The sequence below is a fragment of the Acinetobacter cumulans genome (assembly GCF_003024525.3).
In the GTDB taxonomy this organism is placed as follows: Bacteria; Pseudomonadota; Gammaproteobacteria; order Pseudomonadales; family Moraxellaceae; genus Acinetobacter; species Acinetobacter cumulans.
In genome coordinates this window covers 2,206,675-2,226,345 of record NZ_CP035934.2, presented here as the reverse complement: position 1 = coordinate 2,226,345, position 19,671 = coordinate 2,206,675, and the positions used below count along the sequence as shown (strand labels likewise).

Genomic DNA, 19,671 nt, shown 5'->3' with positions numbered 1-19,671 from the left:
GTGCTATTAAATAATTAGACACAAAAAATAAAAAGTCCAAAGGAAGAATAAAATGCAGCAGGAATTCGATTACATCATTATCGGCGGTGGTAGTGCGGGTTGTGTATTGGCCAGTCGTTTAAGCGAAGATCCCAATATTTCAGTATGTCTGCTAGAAGCTGGTGGCCAAGGAGATAGTTGGACGGTTAATGTACCTGCTGCATGTGTAATGAGTTTACCCACAAAAATTAATAATTGGGCTTTTGAAACTGTACCGCAAAAAGGACTTAATGGGCGCAAAGGCTACCAACCCCGAGGAAAATGCTTAGGTGGTTCTTCTGCTATTAATGCCATGATTTATATCCGCGGGCATCGCGCAGACTACGATGCATGGGCAGCGCAAGGCAATACTGGCTGGTCTTATGAAGAGGTATTGCCTTATTTCATTTGTTCCGAAAATAATGAACGCATTAAAAATGAATATCATGGCAATTCTGGCCCATTATCTGTGATTGATCTACGTACAGATAACCCAATTCATGCACGGTATATTGCGGCAGCCAAAAGTCAGGGTTATCGCATTTTAGATGATTTTAATGGTGCAGAGCAGGAAGGCTTGGGGGTATATCAAGTTACCCATATCAATGGTGAGCGTTGTAGTGCTGCACGTGCTTATTTATTTCCACATTTGCAACGCTCTAATTTGACGGTGTGGACCAAGGCCATGACGCACAAAATTATCATTGAGCATAAAACAGCAGTGGGAGTAGAGGTCGAGCATGCGGGGCAAGTCAAAACCATTAAAGCACGCAAAGAAGTCTTACTCAGTGCGGGTGCTATGCAATCGCCACAGATTTTAATGCTCTCTGGAATTGGGGACCAAACAGAGCTACAACAGCATGGCATTGAAGTGAAGCAACATTTACCCGGCGTGGGCAAAAACTTCCATGATCACCCTGATTTTATTTTTGGTTATAGTGTTCATGATACGCAAAATACCTTTGGTATTTCGATACTCGGTTCAATGTCGATGTTTAAGCAGATTCAGCGTTATCGTAAAGAACGTCGAGGCATGATTAGCTCGAACTTTGCTGAATGTGGTGGTTTCTTAAAAAGTGATCCAGCGTTAGAGATTCCTAACTTACAGCTACACTTTGTGGTCGCTTTAGTTGATGACCATGCTCGTAAGTTTCATGCCAGTCATGGTGTGTCGTGTCATGTATGTTTGTTAAATCCACGCAGTCGTGGCAGTGTGAAACTCAGTGGCAATAAAATCTCAGATCCATTATTGCTTGATCCAAATTTTTTAGGTGATGATCGAGATTTGGAAGATTTGGTTAAGGGCTTTAAATTAACTCGGCGATTGATGCAAGATCCAGCCCTAGCAGAAATGTACAAAGAAGATTTATTTACTTCAAATGTTAAAACGGATGAGGACATTCGAGAAATATTGCGTAATCGAGTAGATACGGTCTATCACCCTGTGGGCAGTTGTAAAATGGGGATTGATGAAATGGCTGTAGTGGACCCAGAGTTAAGGGTTTATGGCATACAAAATTTACGTGTGATTGATGCTTCAATTATGCCTTCAGTGGTCAATGGTAACACCAATGCACCTGTGATTATGATTGCAGAAAAGGCAGTTGATTTACTTCGCGAAGCAAATAAACGTCAACAAGTGGCTTAAAGAGATATGTTGTGGTACTGATATCACATTCGGTTTTATCGGACACTGACTATGTTAGAAAGCACAGCTAAAACAAAAAGAAAAGGATACTTGTCATGACTCTAGCACACAGCTTAGATCAACATACTGAAGTGATCAATAAAGTAGAACACACATTGTTAAACGATGAAAAACTACAGGGTATTTTTGAGTTACAACAGCAGGCTTTCGCACAGCAGCCATATGCCAGTTATGAACAGCGTAAGCAACATTTACTGACACTGCAGCAGATGTTGGTCGAACATCAGGATGATATTGCACAGGCGATTAGTCGTGATTTTTCCAACCGTAGTGTAGATGAAACGCGTTTGTTTGAAATTATGACCAGTCTAAATGGCATTAAGCATAGTTTGAAGCATTTGAAACAATGGATGAAGCCTAGCAAGCGTGATATCGGTATCTTGTTTCAGCCAGCATCTGGTTATGTGATGTATCAGCCTGTTGGGGTAGTGGGAATTGTTGTACCTTGGAATTATCCGCTATTTTTAGCTTTGGGGCCTTTGGCACAGGCTTTGGCAGCAGGTAATCATGTCATGCTTAAAATGAGTGAGTACACACCTGAATTTTCAGCCTTGTTTAAGAAGCTTATTGCCGAAAAGTACCCACAAAGCCATGTCAATGTCATTACGGGTGATGCACAAATAGCACAACAATTCACGAAATTGCCCTTTGATCATTTGTTATTTACTGGGGCGACAGCGATTGCACCTCATGTACTACACGCTGCTGCAGACAATTTAACACCTGTCACCTTGGAACTTGGTGGTAAATCACCTGTGATTGTTGCTGTGGATGCAGATTTAAAAGAAAGCGCACGACGTTTGGCATTTGGTAAAACCATGAATGCAGGTCAAACCTGTGTTGCGCCTGATTATGCTTTTGTGCATGAAAGCCAACAAGAGACATTTATTCAAGCCTATTTTGAGGCTTTAAGAGGTTTTTATCCAAATAGCATTCAGCAAAATGCTGATTACACGGCTATCGTGAATGAACGCCAATTTGAACGGCTAAAACATTATTTAAGTGATGCGAAAGTGAAAGGTGCTAGCATATTTAATGATGACATCTTAAATGATGAACGCCGTATGGCGCATTCAATCGTCACAGATGTAAGCGATGATATGTTATTGATGCAAAATGAAATTTTTGGACCGATTTTGCCACTCAAAACGTATACGCATATTGATGAAGCGATTGCCTATATTAATGCGCATGAGCGACCTTTGGCATTGTATTACTTTGGCTATAACAAAACAGAGCAACAAAAAGTATTACATGCCACGCATAGTGGTGGCGTGTGTTTAAATGAAACGCTGATGACTGCAGGCATGGAAGATATGCCTTTTGGTGGGATTGGCGCATCGGGGATGGGGCATTATCATGGGCATGAGGGATTTAAAACTTTTAGTCATGCTAAATCTGTCTTTGTAAGGCCGAAGTTTAGTTTAATGAAGCTGATTTACCCGCCTTATGGTACTTGGATTCAGCAGTTTATTTATCGCATGTTTATTCGTTAAACGAACAAGTAAAAAATAAAAAAGCGCTCTATTGAGCGCTTTTTTAAACGTTTGGATTAAGAAATTTTCTTAAAGATAAAGTCATTAATTTTATGACCAGCTTCTAAACCACGACGTTCAAATTTAGTTTGTGGACGCCAATCTGGACGTGGGTAGCTGTTGCCTTTACCTGCAAGATTTTCTAAGCGTGGACGTTCTTCAAGAACTTCAATCATCCACTCTGCGTACGGTTCCCAATCAGTTGCAGCATGGAATGTACCACCTAGCTCAAGCTTTTGCTCAACCAGTGGCATACGATCATGCGATACAAAACGGCGCTTGAAGTGACGTTTCTTCTGCCATGGATCTGGGAAATAAAGCTGTACAGCATTAATGCTATTGTCTGGCATTTCACGAAGGACTTGAATTGCGTCAGCATCTAAAACACGTAAGTTTTTAAGTTCTGCCATACCTGCTTCAAATACACACTGTGCAATACCCGGTACATGAACTTCAATACCGACATAGTTACGTTCAGGATTGGCTTTGGCCATAAGCACCAATGAACGACCCATACCAAAACCGATTTCGACAGTTAAAGGGCGCTCTGGGTGTTCGAAGTGTTGACGTAAGTCACCCACAGGGTATTCCAAAATTAGGTGACCATATTGTTCAAGCGCAGTACGTTGAGAGGTGTTCAGCGGTGCTGAGCGACGCATAAACGTAACAATTTCACGCTGTTCGTTTAAGTTGTCCAGCTCCACGACTTGCTGGTCTAATTGATCGTTCGACATAACTTTGGCAAATCTAAAAAATTCAGAATGCGGTATTTTAAGTCCTGAGCGAAACAAGTCAAATTTTTTAGCCGAAAATGAGCAGATTAGCGCCTGAATTTGTTGTAAGGCCGAAGCTAAATTGTCATTTAGTTTTCATGGGCGTGTCATTTCGCCTGATTAGGCTGTAGATCTTTTGAACAACTTTTCAAATATTCATGAAAATACGAACATCTAAAAATTGCCATAGCCATAATTTAAATCCAAAATTATTAACGCTGTGTATATTGCTGAGTGGCTATAACATGTCTGCACATGCAGAGATTATGTTTAGTCAATATATTGATGGGGTATCGAACCAAAAAGGTGTCGAAATATATAACCCAGACCAAAAAACAGTGGATTTGTCCAATTATAATATTTTGCAATATAGCAATGGTGCGAGTATAGCGACAAATACGTTTGCCTTGTCTGGAAGCTTAGGGCCACAGCAGAAAATTATTGTGGGTCGCTCAGAATTACAGACGGCTTTAGCATCTATTACTACACCGTTTCAGTTTTTGACCAAAGCATTGTCATTTAATGGCGATGATGCATTGGTTTTGATGAATGGAAATACGGCAGTGGATCGTTTTGGGCGCGTTGGTGAAGATCCAGGAACAGGTTGGGGAACTGCGCTCTCCAGCTATCAAAATAGTTTAACGCGTATTCAGAAGAGCAATAATATAACATCGGTAAATCCAAACGCTGTATTTGATTTAGACAGCGAATGGACAAAATGGTCAGACCGTAGCGCATATAGTCGCCATTTATTTGCCAACACCACTGTACCACCGGACTTAGAAACTTTGAGCTGTAGCGCGACGACGACCCCCATTGCCGACCTACAAACGGCACCCTTAAATCAGTCATATACCGTACGTGGTGTAATGACCGCAGATTTTAGATATAGCAATGGCTTTAACGGTTTTTATGTACAAACCGTGGACAGTAAGGCCAAAGCGGGTCAAAACAATGCCATATTTGTGTATATACCCGCAAGTAGTGCGATTCAGGGTGCAAAAGTGGGGGATGAAGTGATTTTAAAAGGCAAGCTCACCAATTACCAAAATCAATTACAGCTTCAAGATTTAAGTAGCAATATTGTGGCTTGTCAGGAAAATGTCGCTTCTTTGGTACAGCCTCTAAGTATCAATTTACCTTTTGATAGCTTAGATGCGAGTACAGGAAATGTGCCTAAACGCTATCAAGGGATGTTGGTTAAACTGCCACAGAAGTTAACGGTCAGTGAAAATTATGAATATGGTCGCTATGGTTCTGTTGTGTTAAGCACAGCACGTCAATTTATTCCAACGAATTTATATCCAGCCAAGTCGCCAGAGGCAATCGCGTTGGCAAAACAAAATAAACTATCAAAAATTGTGCTTGATGATGGCTATAATAACCAAAATAGAACACCGTGGTTACCCGCGAATTTTAGTGCAAAAAATACCCTGCGCTCAGGCAATGAAATTCAAAATGCACAGGGCATATTAGAATATCGTTATGATCAATGGCGCATTCAGCCACGTCCAGATCTTGATGTACCTGTGCTCACGACCAGCTTAAATCCACGTACAGTGCCTATAGCCAAAGAGACTAAGCAAATACGTGTTGCATCTTTTAATGTGCTGAACTATGACAATGGTTTGCAAAAGGGCTTTCCTACCGAGCGTGGCGCAACAACACAAGCCGAGTTTGATAAACAACATCAAAAAATTGTCAGTGCGATGAAGCAAATTGATGCCGATGTATTTGCTTTAATGGAAATAGCAAACAATGGCTATAGCGATAAAAGTGCAATTGCATATTTAACCAAGGCTTTAGGCGCAGATTGGAAATATGTCGTTCCAGCGAAAGATAAACTCGGAAGCGATGCAATTGCTGTGGCGGTGATTTATAACAGCAAGCGTGTAATGCCTGTTGCTGAGCCTGTTGTTTATGATGATGCGACAAATTTGAACCGTGTGACATTTTTACAAAGCTTTAAGCCTGTAGCAGGGGGCAAACTGTTTACGGTGATTCCGAACCATTTAAAGTCGAAGGGAAGTTGTCCCACAGATGCGACCTCTTTAGATGCAGATCAAGGTGATGGACAAGGGTGTTGGAATGATTTGCGAACCAAGTCCGTTGCTAAGTTGATGCAATGGGTGGCAAAAGCACAAGTGAGTTTGACGCAAAAATCTAACGTGTTGCTATTGGGTGATATGAATAGCTATGCCAAAGAAGATCCAATTTTAGCCTTTGAAAAATCAAACTATAAAATTTTGCTCAATGATGAAAAAATTGGCCAAGGCCAGTCAGCCTATAGTTATGTCTTTGGGGTGGCGAGTAATAGCGAGGGTTATGGGGGTGCAGGTAATTTAGATCACGCAATTGCGGATGAAAATTTATATCCAATGGTGAAGCGAACTTTTGCTTGGCATATTAATGCCGATGAACCTACCGCATTAGATTATAACGATGAGTTTAAATCTGAAGAACAAAAGCAATTATTCTTTAATGCTGATGCATTTCGCTCATCCGATCATGATCCTGTAATTGTGGATTTAGATTTAAATGAAGTTACACCCCCCGCAGAAGATCATAAGACCAGTGGCGGTAGCATAGGTGTATTGGGCTTGCTGAGCATGCTTGGCTTAGCCTTATATGCGCAATTGAGTCGACGTAAGTCATAAGTGGGTAATATACTGTAGCTCAATTTAGAATGGTTTTATTGATTTTAAAATAAATAAAACAACTAATGCATCGCCAATGTGAATGACATTGGTGATGTTTTTTTATGGGTCTATTTTGGGTGTTATCATATTGTTTTGCAAAGGTAAAATCGCTTGGATTTGCGTATGTCCTGGCTGAGATTCAATACTAAAAGTACCACCAATACGCTGAATACGGGTTTGCATGCTTTGTAAACCGACATGTAAGCCAAACTGATCCGCTTGCGGGGTGAAGCCACAACCATTATCAATAATACTTAAAACCAGCTGTTGTACGTCATTTTCATGTAAACGAATCGTCACTTGGGTCGCCTGACTGTGTTTCATAATATTGGTTAGAGCTTCTTCGACTAAACGGGTCAGCGTTAAGCATTGTAATGCGGTTGGTGAAGTACCCCAATGTTGAGGAAGTTCCCACGTTGAACGGATATCCAGTTCTTCAAATAATTGTACAAAACGATGTCGAATTGTGGCTGCCCAATCAATGGGTGTTGCTGGAATCTCTGCACCTAAGCTCGCACCCGAATCAATCACTTGTCTTAAATCACTGCGTAACAGTTTTAAAATCGATAAGACCTGATTTTTTTCAATTTTTTCATTTTGTTCGAGCAATACCATTGAACGGAAAATCGATCCACCTAAACCATCATGCAGATCATGCGATAAGTTAATTCGTTCTTGCAAACGTGCATTTTGTACCGCAAGTTTTTGCTGCAAACCTAAAGACTCGGTCAGTTCTTGCTTAGTTTGCTTAATATTTTGTGTGAGTGTTTGATTAAATCGTTCAATTTCACGGGCGTTTCGTGCCAAACGAAATGCCAAGACAAATCCAATCACAGCCGATGAAAATGGTGCTGTATAAGGCGAAAGTGGTTTACCTTGTAGCGTGGACATGAAAATAGCGTCATGTATGGCAATAGGTACAAAAACCACATAGGTCACGGCTAAAAAATAGGTTTCAGGCAGGCGCGATTTATAGGCGAAGTATGGATAGCTAATGCATTTAGCAATAAAAATCAGTACAGTAATACCAAAAAATACTTGGATGACTTGGGCTGCATATTCAATCGGACTAACGGCAATACACGTTGATGCAATAATAGCAAAACCGAAAAGTGCTTTTTCAATTCTAGGAAAGCTAAAGCCCGCGAAGCGCCATGCACCTAAGCAACTAATAGCAACATAAAAGCAGAAAATAATGTTCTGAATGCGCTCTAGCTGCACACTTGTTAAAAATGAAATTGGGTCTGCATATATCACCAGTGTGCTATAACTTACCCATAAAAAAGATACCATTGCAAACCAGAAAAAAGCAGATTCTTTACGGCTGATCATCCAAACCAGTAAGCAAAATAAGCCAATAACCATATTAATCATGCTATTAAAATAAGGCAGAGTTTGCTTTTCTAATAACCAAGAATTATACAGTTTGTACATTTGCGTATAGTCACCTAAAGCGACATGCCCAATACCTGATTTTTGAATTTGATTGCCTTGTACTTGTATCCAAATAATATTTTTACCCTGATGCAAATTTGCAATTGGAATATTCCATAAATGCGGTTTTACCTGATTCCGCGAGATTGGCTCTGTAGTGGCAATATCACGCCATAACAAATTGTCATTAATAAAGACTTGGCCTGTTTGAGTAATACTTTCAATGCTCAGGCTAATTGGCGTAACAACAGTTGGGTTTGGGCACTGGTAATTCCATTCAATTTTGTACCATGCATTGCCATGATAGTTGGGCCAGCGATCATGCCAACGGTCAGGAAGTTGTTGAAGCTTTTGCCAACCTTGCTGAGGGATATTTTCAGGATAGTGGGCTGAGCCTTTTGCACTATAAATATTTTGGATGTGGGCTGTGCATTCTTGTTTTAGTATTGCTTGTTCAAAATTTGCATGCGCACTTGCACTGAATCCAAATAGACCAAAACAGAGCACAAACAGGCAAAATAAAGAAACCCATGCTGTTAAATGTAAAAAAATGGGGTGCTGTTTCAGCATGAGTACAAGAATAGCCTTAGCAAGATGAATTGTTATTGTATGTAAGTGTACATTAAAGCATCAAGTAAATCTGTGAAATTTAACTAAAACATTAAAAAAGCAGAATAAATGATTCTGCTTTTTTAATATCAAATTTGAGTTGCAGGGATAGATGTTTAGTTATTTACACGATCAATTAAGGTTGCACTGGCTTCATTTAAACCAATAAGTTTGACATTTATTCCTTGTTGCTCAAATTTTTCTACAACGGTATTGAGCATATTGACTGAGGTGATATCCCAAATATGTGCATGGGTGAGGTCAATGGTCACCTGCTGTACTGGGCTATTGAAATCAAAAAATTGATAAAATTTATCTGCGCTGCTAAAAAAGATTTGCCCTGAAATCGTGTAATTGCTGTGAGTACTTGTATGGTCGACACGAACTTTCACTGAACTCTCTAATTGATTAATAATAAATAAAGCTGAGAGTAAAACACCAACAAATACGCCAAGCGCCAAGTTATGTGTTGCTAAGACCACGAGTACGACTGCAAGCATCACGATGTTAAATGCAGGTGTATGCTTATTAAATTGCTTAATGGCACCCCATTGGAAGGTGGTGAAGGAAACCATCACCATAATGGCAACCAGTGCTGCCATTGGTACATAAGCTAGCCAATCTTTAAAAAACACCACAAGGCAAAGCAGGAATACGCCTGCAACCAAAGTGGAGAGGCGAGTACGTGCACCTGAGCTCACATTGATAATCGATTGGCCAATCATGGCACAACCTGCCATACCGCCCATAAAGCCACTGATAATATTGGCATAACCTTGTCCACGGCATTCCTGATGGCGATCAGCTTCAGTACCAGTCACTTCATTAATGACAGTAGTGGTCATCATAGTTTCAAGCAAGCCTACGGTGGCTAAAGTGATGGCATAAGGGAAAATAATCTGTAAGGTTTCAAAATTTAATGGAATGTCTGGAATTAAAAAAATTGGTAAGGTGTCTGGGAAGTGGCCTAGGTCGCTGACGGTACGCATATCGGCACCTAAGCCTATTGCCAACAGGCTCAGCACAATAATACAAATCAGCGGAGAGGGAATTGCTTTACCAATTTTAGGAATAAAGGGAAATAAGTAAATGATGGCTAAACCTAGAGCCATAAATAAATAGCCTAAGCTATCCATTTTTGCCATTTCAGGCACTTGAGCAACAAAGATTAAAATCGCTAAAGCATTTAGGAAGCCATAGACCACCGCTTGTGAGACAAAGCGCATGAGTTTGGCCACTTGAAAATAGCCTGCAATCACTTGAATAATGCCGGTGAGAACCGTAGCTGCCAATAAGTATTGTAAGCCATGTGTTTTCACTAGGGTGATCATGAGTAAGGCCATGGCACCAGTGGCTGCTGAAATCATGGCAGGTCTACCACCAAAAAAAGCAATACTCACCGCAATACAAAATGATGCATATAGACCAACTTGTGGATCTACACCAGCAATGGCAGAAAAAGCGATTGATTCAGGGATTAAGGCTAAACCGACCACCAAGCCAGCCAATACATCGGTACGAATGTTGGAAAACCATTCATCTTTTTTAAGCTTTAGCACAGTCTTTTTCATCAAATTGAAAACCTGCGTATGTTAAATCATCTTCAATACAAAAAGCATGACGGTTTAACTTGAAAAAAATCCATTTATGCACAATATTCAAAGCATAGGTGAAATTTAGTCATTTATGCTTTTTGCAATTTACAGGTTCGATCACTTGAAAGTTTGTTAGAAGAGATTTAAAACAGTTAATAGTTAAATAACAAGGATCAAATATGAAGCTCTACTATGCGCCAGGTGCATGCTCATTGGCAGCCCATATCATTTTAAATGAAATTAATGTCGATTTTGATTTAGTACGCGTAGACCTAAAAACACATAAAACAGAAAAGGGCACCGATTACTACGACGTAAACCCAAAAGGCTATGTGCCAGCACTTGAAATTAACCCAGGCTTGATCCTTACTGAGAACGTCGCTATTTTGCCATTTTTGGCTCAGCATGATCCAAAACAAGATTTGATCCCACCTTCAGGCTTAGGCCGTGCCAAAGTACTTGAGTGGTTAGGTTACTTAAACTCAGAATTACACGATGCCTATGCTGTATTTTTTGGTGGCGCACTTGATGAAGCTGGCAAAGAAAAGGGCTATAAAGAGATTGATCGTTTATTAACATACATCGATAAAGCAATTGGTGAGTCAGATAACGATTACTTGGTTGATGATAACTTTGGCCCAGCGGATGCTTATTTATTCGTTTTAACAAACTGGTCGAATGTTATTCATCACGACTTAACGCCGTATAAAAACATTATTGCTATCCGAAATAACGTGGCAGCACGCCAATCCGTGCAAATCGCTATGCGTGATGAAGGCCTCATTCCTTAATCATGACAGCATAAAAAAGCCGCCAAATGTGGCGGCTTTTTTCATTTCTTAGATTAGAGGTGTTCAAAACTAGAAATTCGCATATAAAATTTAATATTCAAATTGGCTGTAAAAGTCAGCAAAATTGATATTGGCTAAAGTGAATTTTTGATGGCTTTTAAAATTGCTCCATTTTGTTTGGGATTTTCGGATGTCAAACATATTGCCCCCCACAATTTCTTTACGTTTCATGGTTGAAAAGTTATAGCTCTTATTGGTTTCATCACCACTGGCTCTATGAAAGCTGTAGTAATCAAAACCAATTGATTCAAATCCATTATTTTGCCATCTAAAAGCATAATTGTGTCTTGGCCATTCCCAGCCCCCACAAGACATAAAATAACTGAACTCAATTGAAAGTACGCCTTTATTGATACTGATACCCTCTGATTCTGCAAGCGGGTCAAGTAAACACGAGTTAGGCTGTTCTGCTACAGGAAGGCTTTGGTTTTCTGCGACTAATTTATAACCTTGAGGTGTATTAAAAAATACTACGAGTTTTCGGGCATTGTTGTGGAGTGCTTCGCCATTGTCCTTTGTTAATGGAAGGTCAGTTTGTTTTTTTTCAAGTACGAGAGCAATATCACTACGTCCATCTTTATTTAAATCGCCTGAAGCGCCAGATAAAACAGACCAGCCTATTGGTGCTAGCTGGCTATATTTCTGTGGTACTTGTGCAAAAGCAAAAATAGGCAAACTACTCAATAAGATTGGAAATATGCGTGGTGTTATTTTTTTCATTATTAGCATCCAAAGTATCACCCAAAATAAAAGAGGACTATTGCAGTCCTCTTTTATAACCAAAATTTGCTTTTCAGGAAATATCTATTTGAAGAAGTAGCCTGTTTCAGGTGAGCTGGCATTGGCCATTCGTTTACGTGGCATACGACCCGCAAGGAAAGCTTCACGCCCAGCTTCAACTGCTTTACGCATTGCAGATGCCATTAACACTGGGTTTTGTGCAGCAGCAATTGCAGTATTCATGAGTACACCGTCGCAACCTAATTCCATTGCAATGGCAGCATCACTGGCTGTGCCTACACCTGCATCCACCAATACAGGCACTTTGGCATTTTCTTTAATAATTGAAAGTGTATGTGGGTTTAAGATCCCTAAACCAGAACCAATCAAGCTTCCCAAAGGCATAATGGCAACACAGCCCATACTTTCAAGTTCTTGCGCCACGATTGGGTCATCTGAGGTATAGACCATAATCTCAAAGCCATCGTCAATGAGAGTGCGCGCCGCTTTTAAAGTTTCGGTTACATTTGGATAGAGTGTCTTTTCATCACCCAAAACTTCAAGCTTCACTAAGTTGTGACCATCCAAAAGTTCACGTGCCAGCATACAGGTACGAACTGCGCTTTTGGCATCGAAGCAACCCGCCGTATTGGGTAAAATCGTATATTTCTCTGGTGGAACAACCGAAAGCAGATTTGGTTGATCTGGGTGCTGTCCAATGTTCACGCGACGAATGGCCACGGTCACAATTTCTGCGCCACTGGCTTGAATTGCTAAGTCAGTTTCATGTAGGTCCTTATATTTACCTGTACCCACTAACAGGCGTGAGTTAAAGGTACGTGAACCAATTTTAAATGTATCTTCCATGGGAGCTCCGATTAACCGCCACCGACGGCTTGAATAATCTCAATACGATCTGCATCACAAATAGGGCTTTGTGCTAATTTGCTTTTGGGAATAATCATTTCATTTTGTTCAACGGCAAAACGTTTGCCATCTAGAGCGAGTTCTTGAATCAATTCTAGAAGTGTGGTGCAAGTCGTTTGCTGTACTTCACCATTTAAGTAAATCTGCATGGCTTCATTTCCTAAGCAGTTGCTATATTATTTTGCGTATTTAAAAGCATTCCAAGCCAAAATTAGCCAGCCTAAAATCATCAGTGCGCCACCAATTGGCGTAATTGCACCCAGCATACGCGGTAAGCCCAAAGCCATGATGTAAAGTGAGCCACAAAAGAACACAATGCCGACTTGAATGAGCCAGAAACTGACTTTAATGGGGAGTTGAGGGATGACTTTGCTCAGGATTGCAAGGGCTAATAACCCTAGTGCGTGATAGAAGAAATAGTCTGTTGCGGTTTGCCACCATGCGAGTTGCTCGATTGAGGCTATTTTTTTTAAACCATGTGCGCCAAATGCGCCAAGCATGACAGCGAGGGCGAGGTTAATCGCAGAGATTCCAATCCACATGCGCAAGTTACCCTGATAAGATTTGCGCATTACCTTAGCATATTAGGCTTAGCTGGTTAAGTCGATTTAAAGAGTTTCTCTAATCCTTATTTTATAAACTATTAATTTTGAGTTTATAAAAAGGCTAAGTGCTTTGTACCTAGCCTTTTTGTATTATTTATCAGAAATTAAAACTTTGACTATAGTTCCATCATGTTCCATACCATTTTGTGTGAAAGTGAGTACAGTTTTAAGATCACTCACTTGTGACCAAGACTCTCCTAATGATTTTCCATTAATTCCTCGAAATTTAGTTCCGCCGACAGCAATAGCACTGTGCGTAATTTTCATTGGAATCCATGTGTGAGTATCTTTAAAAAAACCAATAACCTTTCCAGCTGGAATATCAGAAATACCATCCCATTCAGTGTGAAAAGTATAAAAATAATGAATCCATTCTTTTGTGTTGTAATGTTTTAAACAATATAAATCATGGGCAGATAAATGCGGTTTTTTTAGAAAATGAATTAACGCAGCTGCATCATGGCAAACGGCACCGTTATTTAATAGGTCAGATAGACTGTTAAAGGTATCTATGTTTTTCATGAGAAGGTTTGCTTGATTTATTCGAATAGCACTATTTAACCCGTCAATTAAAACAGAGTTGTTATTGTTATATACAGTCATAAGAAGCTCTTGTTAGTAATAATTAAGTTAATATTTATAATTTTCATAGATATTATAGTTAAACTTATAAATAGCAATAATAAAAAAAGCGCCGAAGCGCTTTTTCTGACGAAAGGGAATAAATTAATTCGACGACATCGCCACTTTAATTTTTTCCATCGCATTTTTTTCTAACTGACGAATACGTTCTGCAGACACATTATATTCAGCTGCCAGTTCATGCAAAGTCGATTTTTCATCATCTAACCATCGACGCTGTAAAATGTTGCGAGAACGATCATCTAACTGTTCCATTGCTTCATGAAGCGCAGATGTACTTTGTTCTTCATAGTCTTCATTTTCAATCAGACGAGCAGGGTCATAGCGGTTATCTTCTAGGTATAACGCTGGTGCAACGTGGCTTGAACCTTCATCGTCGTCATCGCCAGTGGCTTCAAAAGCAGCATCGTATGCAGTTAAACGACCTTCCATTTCTAAAACTTGTTCAGCGGTAACGTTTAAGTCTTTAGCAATAGATTGCGCTTCTTCTAGCGTCAATTTTTTAGACGATTTTTTAAGGCTACGTAAGTTAAAAAATAATTTACGCTGTGCTTTGGTTGTTGCAATTTTTACAATACGCCAGTTACGAATAACATATTCGTGAATTTCGGCTTTAATCCAGTGCACAGCAAAAGAAACTAAACGAACGCCCATATTAGGGTCGAAGCGTTTAACAGCTTTCATTAAGCCAAGGTTGCCTTCTTGGATTAAATCTCCTTGAGGTAATCCATAGCCAGCATAGCTACGAGCAATATGCACAACAAAACGTAAATGCGACATGACCAGCATTTTTGCTGCGTCTAAATCTTGGTCGTAGTAATAACGTTCCGCCAAGGCTTTTTCTTGTTCGGCTGTCAAAATTGGAATCTGGTTTACAGTACTGATATAAGCACCAAGATTCACCCCAGGCGCCGATAATGACAGGGGCATCAATTGATTGCTGCTGTCACTCATGTATTCTCCTTAAGGGTATGATGGAATTACCCAGTAATTGATTTCAATATTAATCCAATATTTCCGTAAATTATGGAAAATTGGGTATAGAAATGTAAAGTTTTATTCAAATTTGAAGCAAATTATTTTAACTGAAAATATTTAAGATTCAATTAAGTAATGAAACTCAGAATCTGAAACTTTATTCAGTTGGAAATTTAAATTGTGTATTTCGCAATAGCGACTCACATCTTGTTGGCTATGCGGGTCAGACGACTTGAGCAACAACAATTTTCCAGTTTGGCTTTTAAGGGCTTTTTTTAACATGAGCAATGGCATTGGGCAAGGTTTTCCCATCGCATCTACTATATAAGCTTCAGTGTTCTGAAAATCACTCATAAAACAGTTGTTCAATCATCAATATAATAGCAATAAAGATATTAGCAAATTGAATGCCAAAACCAAACAAAAATGCCAAATTTAGCCAAAAATCTAACTCAAAATTTGTGCAAAGTATGTGTTAAAAAATGCGCAGTTAAAATGCAAATAAGTCGAAAAAAAATCTATTATTTGAAATTTAGCCGTGTTAAGCTCGACGGCGTACTAGGAGTTATAACAACTATAAATTGTTTCAACACCTGCTATATAAATGGATATAACCGGGATTTTGTTAATAGTTTTACAGAATGATTACAAGTTTTAAAAAAATAAAGAGTTTTAAACCTTGTTTGTCTGCTGTTTGCAACACCGGGTGGTCCTTCTTATACATCTATGAGGATTAACTAATGACAGCTCGTGAACAAGGCGTAGTTAAATGGTTTAACGATACTAAAGGCTTCGGCTTTATCCAACGCAATGGCGGTGACGATGTATTCGTTCACTTCCGTGCTATTCAAGGCGAAGGTCACCGTTCACTACGTGACGGTCAACGCGTTGAATTCAGCGTTGTAAAAGGCCAAAAAGGCTTCCAAGCTGAAGAAGTTCAGCCTTTAGACTAATCGAAAGATTAATCTAAAAACGCCCCAATGTATATTGGGGCGTTTTTTGTTTATAATGCATCATATTTTGCGATTACCAAGTTAGAGCACAGCTTTATGTCATCTGGTTTTGATACCTTAAATTTACACCCTAAACTGAAACAAGCGATTGATGCTTTAGGCTTTACAAAAATGACGCCTATTCAGCAAAAGGTTTTGAAATTTACGCTGGCGGGACATGATGCCATTGGTCGCGCACAAACAGGTACGGGTAAAACTGCAGCCTTTTTGGTGAGTGTTATTAATGATTTATTAAATAACCCCATTAAAGAGCAACGTTTCCGTGGTGAGCCTCGCGCATTAATTTTAGCGCCAACGCGTGAATTGGCTTTGCAAATTGAAAGTGATGCCAAAGAATTAACTAAATTTACAGATTTACATTTAGTCACAATGCTTGGTGGTGTTGACTTTGATAAGCAACGTGCTGAATTGAATAAAAACTTTGTCGATATCATGGTGGCAACACCAGGTCGTTTAATCGATTTTGTTGAGCAAAAAGAAATTTGGCTAGATCAAATTGAATTTTTAGTGATTGATGAAGCTGATCGTTTACTTGATATGGGCTTTATTCCATCGGTAAAACGTATCGTGCGTTATTCACCACGTAAAGAACAACGTCAAACCTTGATGTTCTCAGCAACCTTTAGCTATGACGTATTAAACTTAGCACAACAGTGGTTGTTTGAGCCTGTTACAGTTGAAATCGAACCAGAAAAGAAAACCAATGCAGATGTTGAGCAACGTGTGTATATGGTTGCTAAATCAGATAAATATAAGTTGTTGCAAGAAATTTTACGTGACGAACCGATTGAGAAAGTGATGATTTTTGCCAATCGTCGTGATCAAGTGCGTAAACTTTATGATCATCTGAAAAAAGATGATTATAAAGTGGTGATGTTGTCAGGTGAAATTGCTCAAGACAAACGCTTAAAAATGTTAGATCAATTTAAAAATGGCAAGCACAATATTATGATTGCAACCGATGTTGCTGGTCGTGGTATTCATGTGGATGGCGTATCGCATGTGATTAATTTTACCTTGCCAGAACAGTCAGATGACTATGTGCATCGTATTGGTCGTACAGGTCGTGCGGGTTCACGTGGTGTAAGTATTAGCTTCTTATCTGAAGATGACGCGTTCTATTTGCCGGAAATTGAAAAAGCTATTGGTCAAAAATTACCATTAACCCGTTTGGATGGTTATTGTTAATTAATTGCATAGTTTTTAAGGCAAAAAACCGCTCTATGAGCGGTTTTTTTATGGTTGGCTTAATTTAGTTTGCTCTACAGCTAAATGTTAAAACGGTTTGGTAATCGTCATCTTTATTTAAACCAGTGTTGGTGCCCGAAATACTACCTAAAATGCCCGCAGCAGCTTGTACCATTTGCCCTGTTTTTTCATCAAGCACGCCTTTGAGTGCACCGTTGTATTCGGTTTTTTCATCTACAACTACAGGGGATGCACTTTTACCACAGGTGCTATTGGCTGCTGAAATGGCATTATTTTTAGCAATAAGTTGCGTTTTATCTACGGCAGTGACTTCGTATTGATTATTTGGTTTTTGGATGGCCAATGATTGTGTTGGGGTTGATGCACATGCACTAAGTAGTAATACAGATGCGAGAGAAGATGTAACCCATAAGTCTTGTTGATTAAATTTCATTTGAATGCCTTTCAATGAGTTTTTTATATTTGAACACAACTTTTAGGTCAATTAAGGAGCTTGCTGTATGACTTCTGCAACATTGAGCGCTCAATGTGCGTCTCAAAAGATTGGAAATATCGTGGTTTTCATTCTGTAAAGCTTCTAGAGTAAGTCATTGAGAATATGCTAATCTTGGAGCACAGTTTTTAAAGTGATATCGATGTCAATGTCAGAATCAGCGGTTGAAATAGTTCATCAAAACATTCATCAGCGTCAATCAATTGGGCACTTGGTGGAGCCTGCACCAAATGCAGCACAACTTGAGCAAGCCTTTCAAGCTGCAATGACTGCGCCAGATCATCATCGTTTAAAACCAACCCGTTTTGTGGTTATTCCTGCAACTGAGCGCGAAGCATTTGGTGACTTGTTGTCACAGGCTCTGGCAGATACAGGGCAAACTGAGGAAGCACAATTAGAGCGTGTTAAAAACCATCCTTTTCGTGCCCCATTGTTGGTACTGGCATTAACCAAATTACAAGATCACCCTAAGGTGCCACATTTTGAACAAATTTTAAGTTCAGGTGCTGCGGTGCAAAACTTTTTACTTTCTTTACAAAGTCATGGTTATTCAACCATGTGGCGTAGTGGTGCGGTGGTTGAATCTAAATTGTTTAAGCAAGCGTTGGGTTTAACATCAGCAGATTTAATTTCAGGCATTATTTATATTGGTACTGCAGTGAAGGCAATTCCACCACGTGCAGAAATTCACACTACTGAATTTGTCAGTGAATGGCATAAATAATATAGACAAAAGAAGATTAGGAAATAATAAAAATGTCAGATTTGAAATTTTCAGACTTGGTGGAACCTGTTGTCGTTAATCAAAAGACAGCTTTACGTGTGACTGTATTGGGTGGTGGTAGTTTTGGTACGGCTATGGCCAATACAGCGGTACGTAATGGTTGCGAAACCATGATTTGGATTCGTGACGAAGCAATTGCTGCTGATATTAATGCTACACATATTAATAAACGCTATTTGCCTGATTTTATGTTAGAGGCTGGATTACAAGCGACTTCTGATTTAGAAAAAGCAGTGCGTGATCGTGACATTATTTTTGTTGCAATTCCAAGCCATTCTTTTCGAAGTGTTTTAGAGCAAATTAAGCCATTTATTAGTGCGCAAGCTGTGGTGTCCTTAACGAAAGGAATTGAGGCTAAAACGTTTAGCTTTATGAGTGACATTATTCGTGAAGTCTTGCCAGAAGTGCCTTATGGAGTTTTGTCTGGGCCAAATTTAGCCAAAGAAATTGTCGCGGGTCAGCCTGCGGGTACAGTGATTGCAAGTGAATCTGAGTTAGTTCGTTATGCAGTACAGCAAGCCTTACACAGCGCGTTATTTCGTGTTTTTGCTAGTGATGATGTGCATGGTGTAGAGCTTGGCGGCGCATTAAAAAATATTTATGCAGTTGCAATGGGTATGGCGGCTGCTTATAAAGTAGGTGAAAATACGAAAAGTATGATCCTTACGCGTGCTTTAGCAGAGATGAGTCGTTTTGCAGTTAAATTAGGCGCAAACCCGCTTACTTTCTTGGGGCTTTCAGGTGTGGGTGATTTATTTGCCACTTGTAACAGCCCGCTCAGTCGTAATTATCAAGTGGGTTTTGCTTTGGGCTCAGGTAAAAGCTTAGAACAGGCAACCACAGAATTAGGGCAAACAGCGGAAGGTATTAATACCATTGTGCAAGTTAAAGCTCGTTCTGAAGAACTAGACGTTTATATGCCGATTACCAGTGCTTTATATGATGTTATTTTTGAAGGCGCACCACCTTTAAGTATTGCACTGTCATTAATGAAAAATGGTCATCGTAGCGATGTAGAGTTTGTGTTACCGCACCAACACGTTTAAATTAAGTCGCTCATGGCACATCATTTTGTCAT

The 19,671-nt window shown here is 39.6% G+C and carries 19 protein-coding genes; 8 read left to right on the top strand and 11 right to left on the bottom strand.

Translation table 11 applies throughout. The features are described from left to right. Nucleotides 1-52 precede the first annotated feature (52 nt). Both C9E88_RS10605 and C9E88_RS10600 read left to right on the top strand, forming a co-directional pair. Nucleotides 53-1,666, top strand: coding sequence for a GMC family oxidoreductase (locus C9E88_RS10605; RefSeq protein ID WP_106986056.1), 1,614 nt, complete (start codon nucleotides 53-55; stop codon nucleotides 1,664-1,666). Nucleotides 1,667-1,761: 95 nt separating this feature from the next. Further along, on the top strand, nucleotides 1,762-3,222 hold the full coding sequence (locus tag C9E88_RS10600) for a coniferyl aldehyde dehydrogenase (protein WP_106986055.1): 1,461 nt from the start codon (nucleotides 1,762-1,764) through the stop codon (nucleotides 3,220-3,222). 56 nt (nucleotides 3,223-3,278) lie between these two features. Here C9E88_RS10600 and trmB read toward each other — a convergent pair whose 3' ends face one another. After that, the gene (gene trmB, locus C9E88_RS10595; RefSeq protein WP_106986054.1) at nucleotides 3,279-3,995 is read right to left on the bottom strand and encodes a tRNA (guanosine(46)-N7)-methyltransferase TrmB; all 717 of its coding nucleotides are present in this window, start codon (nucleotides 3,993-3,995) and stop codon (nucleotides 3,279-3,281) included. A gap of 197 nt (nucleotides 3,996-4,192) precedes the next feature. On the opposite strand from trmB, the gene C9E88_RS10590 reads away from it, so the two are divergent. Continuing rightward, nucleotides 4,193-6,691: an ExeM/NucH family extracellular endonuclease gene (locus tag C9E88_RS10590; RefSeq protein WP_106986053.1), complete on the top strand. Its 2,499-nt coding sequence runs from the start codon at nucleotides 4,193-4,195 to the stop codon at nucleotides 6,689-6,691. A gap of 102 nt (nucleotides 6,692-6,793) precedes the next feature. Here the strand turns inward: C9E88_RS10590 and C9E88_RS10585 are convergent, their stop codons facing one another. Then, nucleotides 6,794-8,737: a sensor histidine kinase gene (locus tag C9E88_RS10585; protein WP_106986052.1), complete on the bottom strand. Its 1,944-nt coding sequence runs from the start codon at nucleotides 8,735-8,737 to the stop codon at nucleotides 6,794-6,796. A 155-nt stretch (nucleotides 8,738-8,892) separates the two neighbouring features. After that, nucleotides 8,893-10,335: a SulP family inorganic anion transporter gene (locus C9E88_RS10580; RefSeq protein WP_106986071.1), complete on the bottom strand. Its 1,443-nt coding sequence runs from the start codon at nucleotides 10,333-10,335 to the stop codon at nucleotides 8,893-8,895. Nucleotides 10,336-10,550: 215 nt separating this feature from the next. Between C9E88_RS10580 and C9E88_RS10575 the strand changes: the two genes are divergently transcribed. Further along, the gene (locus tag C9E88_RS10575) at nucleotides 10,551-11,162 is read left to right on the top strand and encodes a glutathione binding-like protein (protein ID WP_106986051.1); all 612 of its coding nucleotides are present in this window, start codon (nucleotides 10,551-10,553) and stop codon (nucleotides 11,160-11,162) included. 90 nt (nucleotides 11,163-11,252) lie between these two features. On the opposite strand, the gene C9E88_RS10570 is transcribed toward C9E88_RS10575, so the two are convergent. The 7 genes from C9E88_RS10570 to C9E88_RS10540 all read right to left on the bottom strand — a co-directional run bounded on the left by C9E88_RS10570 (nucleotide 11,253) and on the right by C9E88_RS10540 (nucleotide 15,448). Continuing rightward, nucleotides 11,253-11,942 carry a hypothetical protein gene (locus C9E88_RS10570; RefSeq protein ID WP_106986050.1) on the bottom strand — a complete coding sequence of 230 codons (690 nt, stop codon included), beginning with the start codon at nucleotides 11,940-11,942 and terminating at the stop codon, nucleotides 11,253-11,255. An 84-nt stretch (nucleotides 11,943-12,026) separates the two neighbouring features. After that, entirely contained in the window at nucleotides 12,027-12,809 is a 783-nt protein-coding gene (locus tag C9E88_RS10565; protein ID WP_106986049.1) for a thiazole synthase, read from the bottom strand. 11 nt (nucleotides 12,810-12,820) lie between these two features. Continuing rightward, nucleotides 12,821-13,018 carry a sulfur carrier protein ThiS gene (gene thiS / locus C9E88_RS10560; RefSeq protein ID WP_106986048.1) on the bottom strand — a complete coding sequence of 66 codons (198 nt, stop codon included), beginning with the start codon at nucleotides 13,016-13,018 and terminating at the stop codon, nucleotides 12,821-12,823. Nucleotides 13,019-13,045: 27 nt separating this feature from the next. Beyond that, complete coding sequence (locus C9E88_RS10555; RefSeq protein ID WP_106986070.1) at nucleotides 13,046-13,411, bottom strand: DUF423 domain-containing protein; 366 nt, start codon at nucleotides 13,409-13,411, stop codon at nucleotides 13,046-13,048. Nucleotides 13,412-13,564: 153 nt separating this feature from the next. Next, nucleotides 13,565-14,077 carry a hypothetical protein gene (locus tag C9E88_RS10550; RefSeq protein ID WP_106986047.1) on the bottom strand — a complete coding sequence of 171 codons (513 nt, stop codon included), beginning with the start codon at nucleotides 14,075-14,077 and terminating at the stop codon, nucleotides 13,565-13,567. A 123-nt stretch (nucleotides 14,078-14,200) separates the two neighbouring features. Then, a complete protein-coding gene (gene rpoH, locus C9E88_RS10545) occupies nucleotides 14,201-15,070 on the bottom strand; it encodes an RNA polymerase sigma factor RpoH (RefSeq protein WP_106986046.1) in 870 nt (289 codons plus the stop codon). A gap of 141 nt (nucleotides 15,071-15,211) precedes the next feature. Beyond that, complete coding sequence (locus tag C9E88_RS10540; protein WP_106986045.1) at nucleotides 15,212-15,448, bottom strand: sulfurtransferase TusA family protein; 237 nt, start codon at nucleotides 15,446-15,448, stop codon at nucleotides 15,212-15,214. A 386-nt stretch (nucleotides 15,449-15,834) separates the two neighbouring features. On the opposite strand from C9E88_RS10540, the gene C9E88_RS10535 reads away from it, so the two are divergent. Together C9E88_RS10535 and rhlB are read left to right on the top strand one after the other, a co-directional pair. Then, nucleotides 15,835-16,047: a cold-shock protein gene (locus C9E88_RS10535; RefSeq protein ID WP_005177104.1), complete on the top strand. Its 213-nt coding sequence runs from the start codon at nucleotides 15,835-15,837 to the stop codon at nucleotides 16,045-16,047. A 96-nt stretch (nucleotides 16,048-16,143) separates the two neighbouring features. Further along, nucleotides 16,144-17,295 carry an ATP-dependent RNA helicase RhlB gene (gene rhlB / locus C9E88_RS10530; RefSeq protein ID WP_106986069.1) on the top strand — a complete coding sequence of 384 codons (1,152 nt, stop codon included), beginning with the start codon at nucleotides 16,144-16,146 and terminating at the stop codon, nucleotides 17,293-17,295. A 64-nt stretch (nucleotides 17,296-17,359) separates the two neighbouring features. On the opposite strand, the gene C9E88_RS10525 is transcribed toward rhlB, so the two are convergent. Then, nucleotides 17,360-17,749, bottom strand: a complete 390-nt coding sequence (locus C9E88_RS10525) for a hypothetical protein (protein ID WP_106986044.1) — start codon at nucleotides 17,747-17,749, stop codon at nucleotides 17,360-17,362. Between the two features lie 208 nt (nucleotides 17,750-17,957). Here C9E88_RS10525 and C9E88_RS10520 point away from each other — a divergent pair, with 208 nt between their 5' ends. Both C9E88_RS10520 and C9E88_RS10515 read left to right on the top strand, forming a co-directional pair. Next, nucleotides 17,958-18,533: a nitroreductase family protein gene (locus C9E88_RS10520; RefSeq protein ID WP_106986043.1), complete on the top strand. Its 576-nt coding sequence runs from the start codon at nucleotides 17,958-17,960 to the stop codon at nucleotides 18,531-18,533. 32 nt (nucleotides 18,534-18,565) lie between these two features. Then, nucleotides 18,566-19,639, top strand: coding sequence for an NAD(P)H-dependent glycerol-3-phosphate dehydrogenase (locus C9E88_RS10515; RefSeq protein WP_106986042.1), 1,074 nt, complete (start codon nucleotides 18,566-18,568; stop codon nucleotides 19,637-19,639). The last annotated feature ends 32 nt before the right edge of the window (nucleotides 19,640-19,671 follow it).

Excerpts from the sequence above, each read along its gene's own strand:
- C9E88_RS10605 (WP_106986056.1), top strand. The coding sequence starts at position 53 with ATGCAGCAGGAATTCGATTACATCATTATCGGCGGTGGTAGTGCGGGT.
- C9E88_RS10600 (WP_106986055.1), top strand. The coding sequence starts at position 1,762 with ATGACTCTAGCACACAGCTTAGATCAACATACTGAAGTGATCAATAAA.
- trmB (WP_106986054.1), bottom strand. The coding sequence starts at position 3,995 with ATGTCGAACGATCAATTAGACCAGCAAGTCGTGGAGCTGGACAACTTA.
- C9E88_RS10590 (WP_106986053.1), top strand. The coding sequence starts at position 4,193 with ATGAAAATACGAACATCTAAAAATTGCCATAGCCATAATTTAAATCCA.
- C9E88_RS10585 (WP_106986052.1), bottom strand. The coding sequence starts at position 8,737 with ATGCTGAAACAGCACCCCATTTTTTTACATTTAACAGCATGGGTTTCT.
- C9E88_RS10575 (WP_106986051.1), top strand. The coding sequence starts at position 10,551 with ATGAAGCTCTACTATGCGCCAGGTGCATGCTCATTGGCAGCCCATATC.
- C9E88_RS10570 (WP_106986050.1), bottom strand. The coding sequence starts at position 11,942 with ATGAAAAAAATAACACCACGCATATTTCCAATCTTATTGAGTAGTTTG.
- C9E88_RS10565 (WP_106986049.1), bottom strand. The coding sequence starts at position 12,809 with ATGGAAGATACATTTAAAATTGGTTCACGTACCTTTAACTCACGCCTG.
- thiS (WP_106986048.1), bottom strand. The coding sequence starts at position 13,018 with ATGCAGATTTACTTAAATGGTGAAGTACAGCAAACGACTTGCACCACA.
- C9E88_RS10555 (WP_106986070.1), bottom strand. The coding sequence starts at position 13,411 with ATGTGGATTGGAATCTCTGCGATTAACCTCGCCCTCGCTGTCATGCTT.
- C9E88_RS10550 (WP_106986047.1), bottom strand. The coding sequence starts at position 14,077 with ATGACTGTATATAACAATAACAACTCTGTTTTAATTGACGGGTTAAAT.
- rpoH (WP_106986046.1), bottom strand. The coding sequence starts at position 15,070 with ATGAGTGACAGCAGCAATCAATTGATGCCCCTGTCATTATCGGCGCCT.
- C9E88_RS10540 (WP_106986045.1), bottom strand. The coding sequence starts at position 15,448 with ATGAGTGATTTTCAGAACACTGAAGCTTATATAGTAGATGCGATGGGA.
- C9E88_RS10535 (WP_005177104.1), top strand. The coding sequence starts at position 15,835 with ATGACAGCTCGTGAACAAGGCGTAGTTAAATGGTTTAACGATACTAAA.
- rhlB (WP_106986069.1), top strand. The coding sequence starts at position 16,144 with ATGTCATCTGGTTTTGATACCTTAAATTTACACCCTAAACTGAAACAA.
- C9E88_RS10525 (WP_106986044.1), bottom strand. The coding sequence starts at position 17,749 with ATGAAATTTAATCAACAAGACTTATGGGTTACATCTTCTCTCGCATCT.
- C9E88_RS10520 (WP_106986043.1), top strand. The coding sequence starts at position 17,958 with ATGTCAGAATCAGCGGTTGAAATAGTTCATCAAAACATTCATCAGCGT.
- C9E88_RS10515 (WP_106986042.1), top strand. The coding sequence starts at position 18,566 with ATGTCAGATTTGAAATTTTCAGACTTGGTGGAACCTGTTGTCGTTAAT.